Source organism: Saccharopolyspora sp. ASAGF58 (assembly GCF_012277335.1).
Taxonomy (GTDB): Bacteria; Actinomycetota; Actinomycetes; order Mycobacteriales; family Pseudonocardiaceae; genus Saccharopolyspora; species Saccharopolyspora hattusasensis.
This window is the reverse complement of the sequence record NZ_CP040605.1, coordinates 4,325,082-4,337,805: the sequence shown is the minus strand read 5'-3', so window position 1 is coordinate 4,337,805 and position 12,724 is coordinate 4,325,082. Positions and strand designations below refer to the sequence as shown.

Annotated in this window: 13 protein-coding genes; 8 read left to right on the top strand and 5 right to left on the bottom strand. The window is 69.4% G+C overall.

What is annotated here, in order from left to right; genetic code table 11:
• Positions 1-34 precede the first annotated feature (34 nt).
• Positions 35-973: a cytochrome c oxidase subunit II gene (gene coxB / locus FDZ84_RS20760; protein WP_190817477.1), complete on the bottom strand. Its 939-nt coding sequence runs from the start codon at positions 971-973 to the stop codon at positions 35-37.
• Positions 974-1,238: 265 nt separating this feature from the next.
• Between coxB and asnB the strand changes: the two genes are divergently transcribed.
• The gene (asnB, locus tag FDZ84_RS20755) at positions 1,239-3,167 is read left to right on the top strand and encodes an asparagine synthase (glutamine-hydrolyzing) (RefSeq protein ID WP_168587262.1); all 1,929 of its coding nucleotides are present in this window, start codon (positions 1,239-1,241) and stop codon (positions 3,165-3,167) included.
• Between the two features lie 208 nt (positions 3,168-3,375).
• Positions 3,376-4,275 (top strand): homocysteine S-methyltransferase, encoded by a 900-nt coding sequence (mmuM, locus tag FDZ84_RS20750; protein ID WP_210435023.1) that lies wholly within the window; start codon positions 3,376-3,378, stop codon positions 4,273-4,275.
• A gap of 355 nt (positions 4,276-4,630) precedes the next feature.
• Here the strand turns inward: mmuM and FDZ84_RS20745 are convergent, their stop codons facing one another.
• Positions 4,631-5,557: a carbohydrate kinase family protein gene (locus FDZ84_RS20745; protein ID WP_168590215.1), complete on the bottom strand. Its 927-nt coding sequence runs from the start codon at positions 5,555-5,557 to the stop codon at positions 4,631-4,633.
• Between the two features lie 207 nt (positions 5,558-5,764).
• Here FDZ84_RS20745 and FDZ84_RS20740 point away from each other — a divergent pair, with 207 nt between their 5' ends.
• Positions 5,765-5,977, top strand: coding sequence for an RNA-binding S4 domain-containing protein (locus FDZ84_RS20740; protein ID WP_168587261.1), 213 nt, complete (start codon positions 5,765-5,767; stop codon positions 5,975-5,977).
• 540 nt (positions 5,978-6,517) lie between these two features.
• Here FDZ84_RS20740 and FDZ84_RS20735 read toward each other — a convergent pair.
• Complete coding sequence (locus tag FDZ84_RS20735) at positions 6,518-6,883, bottom strand: iron-sulfur cluster assembly accessory protein (RefSeq protein ID WP_168587260.1); 366 nt, start codon at positions 6,881-6,883, stop codon at positions 6,518-6,520.
• Positions 6,884-7,111: 228 nt separating this feature from the next.
• Between FDZ84_RS20735 and FDZ84_RS20730 the strand changes: the two genes are divergently transcribed.
• From FDZ84_RS20730 to cobS, 4 genes are all read left to right on the top strand, one after another.
• Complete coding sequence (locus FDZ84_RS20730) at positions 7,112-7,750, top strand: DUF3043 domain-containing protein (RefSeq protein ID WP_168587259.1); 639 nt, start codon at positions 7,112-7,114, stop codon at positions 7,748-7,750.
• Between the two features lie 107 nt (positions 7,751-7,857).
• On the top strand, positions 7,858-8,403 hold the full coding sequence (gene cobU / locus FDZ84_RS20725) for a bifunctional adenosylcobinamide kinase/adenosylcobinamide-phosphate guanylyltransferase (RefSeq protein WP_168587258.1): 546 nt from the start codon (positions 7,858-7,860) through the stop codon (positions 8,401-8,403).
• Between the two features lie 33 nt (positions 8,404-8,436).
• Entirely contained in the window at positions 8,437-9,531 is a 1,095-nt protein-coding gene (gene cobT / locus FDZ84_RS20720) for a nicotinate-nucleotide--dimethylbenzimidazole phosphoribosyltransferase (protein ID WP_168587257.1), read from the top strand.
• A complete protein-coding gene (gene cobS, locus FDZ84_RS20715) occupies positions 9,528-10,283 on the top strand; it encodes an adenosylcobinamide-GDP ribazoletransferase (RefSeq protein WP_210435022.1) in 756 nt (251 codons plus the stop codon). Before cobT ends, cobS begins: the two co-directional genes overlap by 4 nt.
• 142 nt (positions 10,284-10,425) lie before the next feature.
• Here the strand turns inward: cobS and FDZ84_RS20710 are convergent, their stop codons facing one another.
• Positions 10,426-11,529, bottom strand: a complete 1,104-nt coding sequence (locus tag FDZ84_RS20710; protein WP_168587256.1) for a branched-chain amino acid aminotransferase — start codon at positions 11,527-11,529, stop codon at positions 10,426-10,428.
• 156 nt (positions 11,530-11,685) lie between these two features.
• Between FDZ84_RS20710 and FDZ84_RS20705 the strand changes: the two genes are divergently transcribed.
• Positions 11,686-11,982: a hypothetical protein gene (locus FDZ84_RS20705; RefSeq protein WP_168587255.1), complete on the top strand. Its 297-nt coding sequence runs from the start codon at positions 11,686-11,688 to the stop codon at positions 11,980-11,982.
• Between the two features lie 60 nt (positions 11,983-12,042).
• Here FDZ84_RS20705 and FDZ84_RS20700 read toward each other — a convergent pair whose 3' ends face one another.
• Entirely contained in the window at positions 12,043-12,717 is a 675-nt protein-coding gene (locus tag FDZ84_RS20700) for a DUF402 domain-containing protein (protein WP_168587254.1), read from the bottom strand.
• Between the last annotated feature and the right edge of the window lie 7 nt (positions 12,718-12,724).

Below are 12,724 nucleotides of genomic sequence, written 5' to 3'. Positions count from 1 at the left end.
CGCTCTCACGCCGTACGCCCTGCCGAGGGCACCCCTACTTGGTCCCGCTCTGCCCGGAGGGCACTCCGCCGGTGCGGTCGGTGTTGAACGGAACACCGGTGACCGCGTGCGGGGTGCACAGCTCACCGCAGTTCATGGCGCCCAGCGCCTCGGCGGTGGTGTACGGCTGGCCGGTCTGCGGGTTGACCTGCGTCCGCAGTTGCATGTACCGGTCGAACTTGTCCGTCGACAGCGCCCGGACCTCGAAGTTCATCATCGAGTGGTAGGTGCCGCACAGCTCGGCGCACCGGCCGACGAACGAACCTTCGCGCTCGACGGTGTTCTGGAAGACGTTGTCCTGGTTGTTCTTCTCCGGGTCCGGGAAGGTGTCCCGCTTGAAGTGCCATTCCGGCACGAAGAACGAGTGGATCACGTCGGTCGCGCGAATGTTGTACTCGACGCGCTGGCCGACCGGTACGACCAGCAGCGGGATCTCGCTGCTGCTACCGATGGTGCGGACCGGCTGCCCGTCCGGGGTCTTGTAACCGGGGTAGTTGAACTCCCAGTTCCACTGGAACGCGACCACGTTCACCCGCTGGTCCGGGTTGGCCGGCTTGGCCAGCACGGTGTTCTGGGTGACGGCCGTGAAGTAGAACAGGACGACCACCATCACGAACGGGATCGCCGTGTAGATCAGCTCCAGCGGCAGGTTGTACTGGAACTGCCGGGGCAGCTCCTCGTCACCCTTCTTCTTGCGGTGGAAGGCGACCGTCCAGAAGATCAGTCCCCACACCATCACACCCACCGCGAGTGCCGCGATGACCGACCAGGTCCACAGGTTCCGCATCGCCTCGGCCTGCGGGGTGACCCCCTCCGGCCAGCCGAACCGCAGGACCTCGTCGGTCGTGCAGCCCGTGGCCGCGACACCAACCAGGCCGATCAGACCAGCGACCTTGACCAGCCGTGGCACTCGGGTCCCCTCCTTCAGGCCCACTGCGCGACGCCTCCTCGTGCAAAACTCACCGCTGCGGCCTGGTGATCGCCGTCCGTCCGCGGACGAAGCCGGAGATCTGCCGCCGGAATCCTGCGCAGAGCGTAGCCCAGGTGTAGCCGCGATACTGCTCCGGGGGCGTAGATCGCGGCCAGGCCCGGATTGCCGCCCCGCGCGTGCAGCGCGCGGGCGAGCGGACGGCATACTGGGGCGAGCTGTGGGGGGCTGGAAAGACGACACCGCCGACTCGAAGAGGTGCACCAGACGCGTGTGCGGCCTGCTTGGACTTGTTTGTCCCACCGAAGAGAACGCCGGCTTCGCCGTTAACGCGGTGGCCAACGCGCTGCCGTGTCAACGACACCGGGGCCCGGACGAAAGCGACACCTGGCACGGCGGTGAGGTCGTCTTCGGCTTCAACCGGCTGTCGATCATCGACCTGGAGCACTCCCACCAGCCGTTGACGTGGGGCCCGCCGGAGACCCCGCGGCGCTACACCATCAACTTCAACGGTGAGATCTACAACTACCTGGAGCTGCGCGCCGAGCTGATCGAGCGCTTCGGCGCCCGGTTCAGCACCGACGGCGATACCGAAGTGATCGTCGCCGCCTACCACTACCTGGGCACTTCGGTGGTCGGCCGACTGCGCGGCATGTTCGCGTTCCTGATCTGGGACAACGAGCGCAAGGTGGTCTTCGGCGCGCGCGACCCGTTCGGCATCAAGCCGCTGTTCTACGCGGCCGGGCCGGGTGGCGTGGCGTTCGCCAGCGAGAAGAAGAGCCTGCTGAGCCTGGCGAGCACGCTGCGCATCGGCGAGGAGCTGGACCACAAGGCGCTGCAGCACTACCTGGTGCTGCAGTACGTGCCGGAGCCGGAGTCGTTGCACCGGCAGATCCGCCGCATCGAGTCGGGGACCTCGTTCACCGTCTCCCCGGGCGGCCAGCTGGTCACCGAGCGGTACTTCCAGCCGAACTTCCACTCGCGGCCGGTCAACACCGACGCCGACGCGCGACGGCTGCACGACGAGATCGTCAACGTGATGCGCGACTCGGTCGCCAAGCACATGCGCGCGGACGTCACCGTCGGTTCGTTCCTCTCCGGCGGCATCGACTCCACGGCGATCGCGGCGCTGGCCAAGGAGCACAACCCGAACCTGATCACCTTCACCACCGGTTTCGAGCGGCAGGGCTACTCGGAGGTGGACGTGGCCGCCGAGTCGGCCGCGGCGATCGGTGTCAAGCACGTCGTCCGCACCGTCTCCGCCGAGGAGATGATGGAGACGCTGCCGCTGATCATCTGGTACCTGGACGACCCAGTGGCCGACCCGGCGCTGGTGCCGCTGTGGTTCATCGCACGAGAGGCCCGCCAGCACGTCAAGGTGGTGCTCTCCGGCGAGGGCGCCGACGAGCTGTTCGGCGGCTACACGATCTACCGGGAGCCGCTGTCGCTGGCGCCGTTCGAGAAGGTGCCGGGGGCGCTGCGCAAGGCGATGGGCCGCGTGTCGACCGCCATCCCGGAAGGCGTGCGGGGCAAGGACCTGCTGCGCCGCGGCGCATTGAGCCTGGAGGAGCGCTACTACGGCAACGCGCGCATCTTCCGCGACGACCAGCTGCGCGGCGTGATGCGCAGCTTCGACCCGGGCGTGTCCCACAAGGACGTCACGGCCGGCCCGTACCGGCAGTCGGCGAGCTGGGACCCGGTGACCCGGATGCAGCACGTGGACCTGTTCACCTGGCTGCGCGGCGACATCCTGGTCAAGGCCGACAAGGTGACGATGGCCAACTCGCTGGAGCTGCGGGTGCCGTTCCTGGACACGGAGGTGTTCCGGGTCGCCAGCGGCATCCCGCTGGAGCAGAAGATCACCAAGGAGACCACCAAGTACGCGCTGCGCCAGGCGATGTACCAGGTGGTGCCCGCGCACGTGATCAACCGCCGCAAGCTCGGGTTCCCGGTGCCGATCAAGCACTGGCTGCGCGACGAGATGCACGACTGGGCGCGCAACATCATCCAGCAGTCCCAGACTGACCACCTGCTCAACCGCACCGCGGTGCTGCAGCTGCTGGAGGAGCACCGCTCCGGTGTGCTGGACCACAGCCGCCGCCTTTGGGCGCTGCTGGTGTTCATGCTGTGGCACGGGATCTTCGTCGAGGGACGCCTGTCCCCCGAGGTCCCTGAGCCCCACTACCCGGTCCGCCTTTGACGGCTCACCGCAGCGACCGGCCCGTTCACCTCACCTACCGAGGCGAACGGGCCGTTCACGTTCCTGGTCGGCATCGTCACCACGCAGTTGTTCTTGTTGGAGCTGTTCACGGAGAGGTCTTCAATCACGACCACTTGGTTGTCGCGGACGAGTCGAGTAGCGACCTTGTGCACAACCGGCCAGCACCGTGCGCGACTACGCTGAGCGCATGAACGCGTTCAGCCTCAGCGGCGCACCGATGATCCTGGACGGCGGCCTGGCCACTGAGCTGGAAGCGCAGGGCCACGACCTCTCCGATGCGTTGTGGTCGGCGCGCCTGCTGGCGGATGCGCCGGAGGAGATCGTCGCGGCGCACGCCGCGTTCTTCCGGGCGGGCGCGGAGATCGCGACGACCGCGAGCTACCAGGCGAGCTTCGAGGGGTTCGCGGAGCACGGCATCGAGCGCGCCGAGGCGGCGAAGCTGATGCGGCGGAGCGTGGAACTGGCCCGGCTGGCCGGCGAAGTGGAGCCGGGTCGGCACCGCTGGGTGGCGGCGTCGATCGGCCCGTACGGCGCGATGCTGGCAGACGGCTCGGAGTACCGGGGCCGGTACGGCCTGACGAAGCGCGAGCTGCACGACTTCCACCGGCCGCGGCTGGAGGTGCTCGCGGAGTCTCGCCCGGACGTCTTCGCCCTGGAGACCGTTCCGGACGTGGACGAGGCGGAAGCGCTGGTGGACGCGGTCGCCGACCTGGACGTCCCGGCCTGGCTGTCGTTCACGATCAGCGGCGAGCAGACCCGGGCCGGCCAGCCCCTGGCGGAAGCGTTCGCCGTGGCGGCGGACAGCGACGCGATCATCGCGGTCGGGGTCAACTGCTCGGCGCCGGACGACGTGCTGACCGCGATCGAGATCGCCCGCGCCGCGGTGGAAAAGCCGATCGTCGTCTACCCCAACAGCGGAGAGGGCTGGGACGCGCAGCGGCGCGCGTGGACGGGCCGCGCCCGGCTGTCGGCGGAGCAGGCCCGCGGCTGGCGCGCGGCGGGCGCCCACGTCATCGGTGGCTGCTGCCGGGTGCGCCCGGAGGACATCACGGCGGTGGCGGACGCGCTGACTGATCCGGCTGCCTGATCGGGCGGTGGGCCGTCCGCCACCGAGGCCAAACATTTACCGGATATTTGCAGATCACTTGGTCTTGTCCGACATGGACACGGCCCCGGCCATCCCTGGATGACGTTTCCGCAGCTGATCGCCCGGGAGCGCCTTCGGGTGCCGCAGAGCCTGTTCTGGAATGCGCTGGTTGAAGCGAACGGATCGTTCGTGCCGCCTACGGTGGTGTACAGGCCGTTCGCTTCACACCAATTGGCAAGGCAGAACCACACCGCTCCCGCCGGGGCAGCCACCGGAACCTCCAGGCAGAACGAGTTCCTAAACAGGCTCAACAGCCGCGAGCAGCACTCACGGGCCTGACCAGCCGAAGCATCGCTCAGCCGAGCAGCGGGGCGACCTCCGCCGCCGCTTCGGCGCCGAAGGCGTCGGCGAAGCGCTGCTGGGCGCGCCCGTGGTCGAGGGTCCACTCCTGCGTCCCGGTCACCTCCAGGACGTGCACGGCGATCAACGACCCCAGCTGCGCGGCACGCTCCAAAGACAGTCCTGTTTGGACACCAGCGAGGAAGCCCGCCCGGAAACCGTCGCCCACCCCGGTCGGGTCGACCTTCTCCCGCTCCGCGACCGCGGGCACCAGCAGCCGCTCGCCGCCGGTGACGACCTCCACCCCGCTCGCGCCGAGGGTGGTGAGCCGGGTGCCGACCAGCTGCCGCACCTCCGCATCGGTCCATCCGGTCTTCTGCCGCAGCAGGCCCCATTCGTACTCGTTGGTGAAAAGGTAGTGCGCGCCTTCGACCACCCGGCGCACCTGCTCCCCGCTGAGCCGGGCGAGCTGCTGCGACGGGTCGCTGGCGAACCGGTAGCCGCGGTGCCGGCACTCGTCGGCGTGCCGAAGCATGGCCTGCGGGTCGTTCGGGCTGATCAGCACCAGGTTGGCACCGGTGGAGCTGATCACCGGGGCCAGCTCGATGTTACGGGCCTCCGACATCGCACCTGCGTAGAAGGACGCGATCTGGTTGAACTCGTCGTCGGTGGTGCACACGAACCGAGCGGTGTGCGCGACCTCCGAAACGTGCACGCCCGAGCAGTCCACGCCGTGGCGCTGCAGCCAGGAGCGGTAGTCTGCGAAGTCGTCGCCGACCGCGCCGACCAGCACCGGCCGTTGCCGCAGGACGCCCAGCGCGAAGGCGATATTGGCCGCGGCGCCGCCGCGCCGGACCACGAGCCCGTCCACCAGGAAGCTCAGCGACACCTGCTCCAGGCTGTCGGCGACGAGCTGCTCGGTGAACCGGCCAGGGAAGTGCATCAGGTGGTCGGTGGCGATGCTTCCGGTGACGGCGACTGGCACGGCACAACTCCTGGTGGTTCGCGCGGCTGGGCCCGCAGTCAATACAGCACGCCGGAGCGGTCCTCGCGACCCACCGAACGTGGCTGCGGGTAATCAGGCGCGCACCGAGCGGCACCGCCCTGCCCGGTTCGGCCGCGTGCCAGGCGCGCGGCGGACAATGGCGGTATGCGCGAAGTGGAGATCCGGGACGACATGATCCGGCTCGGGCAGCTGTTGAAGCTGGCGGGCCTCGTCGAGCACGGAGCGGAGGCGAAGGCGCTGCTGGAGGACGGCCAGGTCGAGGTCAACGGCGCGGTCGAAACCCGCCGCGGCAAGCAACTGGTCGAAGGCGACGAGGTGGTCCTCGGAAACGAGGTCGTCCGAGTGGTCATCCGCTGAACCTCGCCCGCAAACCCCAACCCCCATGGGGCGAAGCCTGAAGGGCACCTCCTGCCAAGCCGTGTGTAGAAGGTGCCCTTTTATACGTGGCTTGGCGCTGACCTGGGAAAACACTGGTCACGGGTGGTGTGACCGGCGGTTTGGTCATGCGCAGTATAGACGTTGCTGAGCTGCTGTTAGTGCGTTGCGTCACGGTTTCGAGCCCACGTTTGCCCCACGCGGTTGATCACGGTTTGCCCCACGGGCGAAAGGAACGGGGGGCGGGCACGTTGATGTGCTGTCCCCGCGCTGCTGGACGAGTCGTCATTGCGCCGAACGGGTGCGCGGCTAAGACAATCCTCGGGCGATGTGGTCGAGCGCGTCGCCGAGCGTGGACGGCAACGCCGGACGCTGCTCTGGGTGTGCCACCGTGCGCCGGAGGATTCCCTCGGTTCGTACCGAGGCGACCTCGCCGACCATCGGCACGCAGCCCCGGGACCCTGGACAGCAAGAAGGCCGGCGCCCGCGGGCACCGGCCTCATGCCAGATCGGCTTGCTCGATCAGTGGAACGAGTCGCCGCAGGCGCACGACCCGCCCGCGTTCGGGTTGTCGATGGTGAAGCCCTGCTTCTCGATGGAGTCGACGAAGTCGATCACCGCGCCCTGCAGGTAGGGAGCGCTCATCCGGTCGACGACCACGCCCAGGCCCTCGAAGTCTCGCCGAGCGTCGCCGTCGAGGGCGCGCTCGTCGAAGAAGAGCTGGTAGCGCAGGCCCGCACAGCCACCCGGCTGGACGGCGATGCGCAGGTGCATGTCGTCGCGGCCCTCTTGGTCGAGCAGGGCCTTGGCCTTCTGGGCCGCCGCGTCGGTCAACGTGACACCGTGGGCAGGCGCCTCGGCGTCGGTCGTGGTGTTCGGGGCGGTCATGGACTCTCCCTAGAGGTCTCGCTCGTCCGATTCCGGCGTGAGGTGCAACCACAGCCGGAGTCACGCTATTCCCGCGGGCGCCGCCCGGGGGAGCTACGTTTTGTCTCCTGAGTCTATGGTGGCACAGTTACCCGCCTAGCTGGTGTGATGTGGCTTCCCGATGCCGGATCCGCCCGCTGGTGTCCGGTCTGCTGCAGCCCCGACCGGGGCGTCGAATACCCTGTTGGAGTGAGGTTCCTTCGCCGTAGCAGCGCTGAGCAGACCGCCACCACCGAGTCCGATGCGGAGACCGGTCAGGCTGCGGCGGAACATGCCGCCAACCACACCCCCAAGAAGGGGAAGCCGACGCCGAAGCGCCGGGACGCGGAGAGCAAGCGGCGCGGCCCGGTCCCGCCGCCGCCGAAGACCCAGCGCGAGGCGATCAAACGGGCCCGCGGCAACAAGGATGAGCGTCGGCAGGCCGCGCGGGAGCGCCGCGAGCGGATGATGCAGGGCGACGACCGCTACCTGATGCCCCGCGACAAGGGTCCGGTGCGCGCCTACGTACGCGACCTGGTGGACACCCGGCGGCACCTGATGGGCCTGTTCATGCCGCTGGTGCTGATCGTGTTCGCCACCACGCTGGCGCAGAACCTGGTCGTCCAGCAGTACGCGACGCTGGCGTGCATGGCGCTGCTCGCGATGATGGTCGTCGAGGGCACCCTGCTGGGCCGGTACGTGAACAAGCGCGTGCGTGCGAAGTACCCGGACCACAAGGACCGCCCGTTCTCCCTGGGCTGGTACGCCTTCACCCGGGCCATGCAGATCCGCAAGCTCCGGGTCCCCCGCCCCCGCTACACCCCCAAGGACATCGCCAAGATCGGCTGATCCCAGCGCTCGTCTCGGCGACGGCTGTCACACCGACCGCGGTCATCTGATCGATCCGGGTAGCGTCGCTGCGACGTCGTTGGTAAGGGGACCGGAGGTTTCGTCGGGTGGCTGTGCGCACGTTGGTGCTCGGTGGGGCTCGTTCCGGCAAATCCGCGCATGCCGAGGGTTTGGTCTCGGAATCCTCCCCGGTCACCTACGCCGCGACCGCGCGGCGCGATCCCGACGACGCCGAGTGGGCCGAGCGGATCGCCCTGCACGTCTCGCGGCGCCCCGGCACCTGGCGGACCGTGGAGGCCGGCGACGCCGATTCGTTGCTCCGCGTGCTGGCCGATGCCGGCCCCGGGGCGACCGTGCTGGTGGATGACCTGGCCACCTGGCTGACCGGCGTCCTCGACGACGCCGGTGCGTGGGATCGCGACCCCGGCGCGCTCGACGTGGTGGCCGGGCACTGCGCCCGGTTGGTCGGGGCCGTCGCCGGGTGCCGGGCCCGGTTGGTGGTCGTTTCCGCCGAAGTCGGCCTCGGGGTCGTCCCGGCGACCAGGTCTGGAAGGCTGTTCCGGGACGAGCTCGGCTCACTCAACGCCCGGCTGGCTGACGTGTCCGACGAGGTAGTCCTGCTCGTGGCCGGACTTCCGCTCCGCATCCGCTGACCCCAGACGCGCCGAACAAACGGAGGTTTTCGCTTGTCCACCGACCAGAACCAGTCCGGCCCGATCGGGTTCCCGGCGGTACCGGCGCCCGACGAGCAGGCCCGGCGGCAGGCGGTCGCCCGGCACGAGCAGTTGACCAAGCCCGCCGGATCGCTGGGGCGGCTGGAAGAAATCGGCGTCTGGGTCGCATCCCGGCAGGGCAGCAGCCCGCCGCGCCCCTTCACCCGCCCCCGCGTGGTCGTCTTCGCCGGGGACCACGGCATCGCGGCGCACGGCGTCTCGGCCTACCCCAGCGACGTGACCGGCCAGATGGTCAGCAATTTCCTAAGCGGCGGCGCGGCGGTGAACGTGCTGGCCACCAACGCCGGCGCGACGGTGCGGGTGGTGGACATGGCGGTCAACGCCGACACCCCGCCGGTGGTCAGCGCGCACAAGGTGCGGCGCGGGTCGGGTGCGATCGACCGGGAGGACGCCCTTACCGCCGACGAGGTGGACGCCGCTGTCAACGCCGGGCGCACCATCGCCGACGAGGAAGTGGACTCCGGTGCCGACCTGCTCATCGCCGGTGACATGGGCATCGGCAACACCACCCCGGCGGCGGTGCTGATCGCCGCGCTGACCGGGACCGAACCGGTAGCGGTGGTCGGCCGCGGCACCGGCATCGACGACAACGCCTGGATGCGCAAGACCGCCGCGATCCGGGATGCGCTGCGCCGCGCCCGCAAGGTGCTGAACGACCCTTTGGCGCTGCTGCGGACCTCGGCGGGGGCCGACATCGCCGCGCTGACCGGGTTCCTCGCGCAGGCCGCGGTTCGGCGCACCCCGGTGCTACTGGACGGGGTCGTGGTGGGTGCGGCGGCGCTCGTCGCCGAGGAGCTCGCGCCCGGCGCCCGGCAGTGGTGGCTGGCCGGTCACCGCTCCGCCGAACCGGGCGGGCCGCTGGTGCTCGACCACCTCGACCTCACCCCGGTCCTCGACCTGGGGATGCGGCTCGGCGAGGGCTCCGGTGCGCTCACGGCGCTGCCGGTGGTCACCGCCGCGGTGCGGGTGCTCGGTGAGATGGCGACCTTCGCCGAAGCCGGTGTCGGCGGCCCGACCGGAGCCGAGGCGACCGGCCCGACGGCGTGACGGTGCTGGACGGTCTGCGCCTGGCGGTTTCGTGGCTAAGCGTGCTGCCGGTGCCCGCCCGGCGCGTCGACGACCGCGCCTGCCGCCAGGCGATCTCGTTCGCGCCCCTGGTTGGCGCGCTGGTCGGTGCCTTCGGCACCGCCGCGCTCTGGGCCCTGACCGCGCTCGGATCTCCCCCGCTGTTGGCCGGGCTGCTCACCGTCGCCGTGTTGGTGCTGGTCACACGGGGTATGCACGTCGACGGGTTGGCGGACACGGTGGACGGTCTCGGTTGCTACGGACCACCGGAGCGCGCGCTGAGCGTGATGCGCGACGGCGGCGCGGGGCCGTTCGCGGTCGTCGCTTTGATCCTCGTGCTCGGCATCCAGGCGGCAAGCCTCGCCGAACTGGCGAACGTGCCGCTGACGGTCGTCCTCGCATGTGCGGTGGGCCGCGCGGGATTCGTGCTGTGCTGCCGGACCGGAGTGCCGGCGGCACGCCCGGAAGGCATGGGTGCGCTGGTAGCGGGCAGCCAGCCGACCTGGCTCGTCGCCGCCTGGTGGCTCGCCCTGCTCGCGGTGGCCGCCGTCGGCTTCGGCTGGCACGCGGCGATCGCCGTGGTCCTCGCCGCAGCCCTGCTACTCGCCCTCACCTGGCACACCCGACGCCGCTTCGGCGGAATCACCGGAGACGTCCTAGGTGCCGCCTCCGAACTCGCGACCACAACAGTCCTCGCGACCACGGCGGTCCTCGCCACCACGGCCATCGCCTGACCAAGTCCACCGCAATTTCCATTGAAATCCGAGGTTCGATTTCAATGGAAATTGCGGCCCTTCGGCGTGTCGGCACCCCGACACGCCGAAGGTTGTGGATAACTTCCGCAATTTCCTTTGAAATTGCGGACACCCCTGGCGGTCAGCTGAGCTTGGTCATCCAGCCGCGGGTGTCGGCGGCCGTGCCGTGCTGGATGGCGGTGAGGCGCTCGCGCAGCTTCATCGTCACCTCGCCCGGCTGGCCGTCGGCGATGCCGAACTCCCCGTCGCGGTGCTTGACGTGGCCGACCGGGGTGATCACCGCGGCGGTGCCGCAGGCGAAGACCTCGGTGAGCTCACCGGCGGTGGCCTTCTTCTCCCACTCCTCGACGGTGATCCGCCGCTCCTCGACCTGCATGCCGAGCTCCTTGCCCAGCTCCAGCAGTGACGAGCGGGTCACGCCCGGCAGCAGGCTGCCACTGAGCGCCGGGGTCACCAGGCGCGCGTCCGAGCCGGAGCCGAACACGAAGAACAGGTTCATGCCGCCCATTTCTTCGACCACGTGCCGCTCGCACGCGTCCAGCCACACGACCTGATCGCAGCCCTGCTCCACGGCCTCGGCCTGCGCGAGGAACGACGCGGCGTAGTTGCCCGCGAACTTCGCCGCACCGGTGCCGCCGGGCGCCGCCCGCACGTACTCGTGGCTCAGCCACACGGTGACCGGCTTGATGCCGCTGGCGAAGTACGAGCCGGCCGGGGAGGCGATCAGCGCGTACAGGTAGGCGTCGGACGGGTGGTTGACGCCGAGCCCGATCTCGGTGGAGATCATGAACGGCCGCAGGTACAGCGAGCTCTCCTCGGCGCTCGGCACCCAGTCGGCGTCCACCGCGATCAGCTCGCGCAGCGACTCGATGAACAGTTCCTCCGGTAGCTGGGCCATCGCGATCCGCTGCGCCGAGCGCTGGAACCGCTGTGCGTTCGCCTCCGGCCGGAACGCGGCGATCGAGCCGTCCGGCTGGCGGTACGCCTTGAGTCCCTCGAAGATCGCCTGCGCGTAGTGCAGGACCGATGTCGCCGGGTCCAGCTCCAGCGAGTGGTAGGGCTCCACCGCGGCGTCGTGCCAGCCGCGGTCGTCGGTCCACTTGATGGTCACCATGTGGTCGGTGAAGTACCGTCCGAAGCCCGGATTCGCCAATACTTCCGCACGGCGCTCATCGCTGGCCGGTTGCGGGTTGGGGGTCCGGGTGAAAGACAGCGCTCCAGTCATGCGCGTACCGTATCGCGCGCTTCGGAGCAGTGGAAACCCGATCTCCAGAACTTGGTCGTCCAAATATCTGTCGTCCGCTTACTAAACGTTGAACGAACGCCACCGTTCGTGACCGAAGCGGGTGGATCCGGACGATTCCCCCCTTATGATGTGACCATGACGTACGCCCACAACACCCCGGTCCCCGCGGGGCCCACGACGACGTCGCAGGACGCGCTGGCCGCAACCCTGGCGGCGCTCATGCCGCTGGGCGGCGGCCTGCTGGTGATGCTCGGCTACGCGTGGATCGGCATCTTCGGCGCGATCCTGGGCCTGGCCGGTGCCGCCGGATGGGCGTTCTGGTGGCGCAACAAGCACAAGACGTTCTTCCCCAAGGACCTGCGCGGCGGCTCGGTCGGCGGGATCGGCGGGATCGTCGCCGTCATCGCTTTCCTGCTGTTCGTCTCGCTCTGACCCTGGCGGCACGGGGCCGTGAGTCCTTCGGGCTGCCGACGGACTCACGGCCCCGGCTCCTCAGATGAGCAGCAGTCCCTCCGGGAGGGACGGAAGTGCCCACTTCGGATCGGGCTGGGCATCGCAGTAGGTGCCGTCGAACGGGAACCGACCCGCCTCGGCCAAGGTGATCATGCGTTCGCCCTCGGCCTGCAGTCGGGTCAGGTGGCGCTCGTCGAACCGGCCAGCGGCCAACGCATCGGCCACCTCGTTCTCGTCCTTCCAGGACCAGCACCCGTCGGGGTACACCTCGACGTCGAGCACCCCGTCGACGCGCCGGACGCCGGTCGCATCCCTGCCCAGCGGGACTTCGAGGTTGACGTACCAGTTGCGGAAAGTGCCGTCGGGCTCGAAGAACCACCAGACCGACGCCCAGCAGTTCTCGAACACCAGGCGCAGCGTCGAGGTACCGCGCCAGGTCGACTTCGCGGGGACCCGGGGCCCGTTGAAGCGTTCGGACAACGGCATCTGGCGCGGCGACCGGCCGTCCGGGGAGGTGGTGATCCGGATCGGTGTGCCGTCCAGGACCCAGCACAGCAGGTGGTCTCCGTCGTCCTCGACCACCCGTGCCGGATGGACGGTGCCCAGCGATCCGTCCAGCCGCCAGAAGCTGTAGAGCACTTCCTCGCCGGGCTCCCACGCCAGGGACTCACCAGTCGATTTCAGGGGAATGTTGGCAACACTCGTCTTGAGCATGACCCGC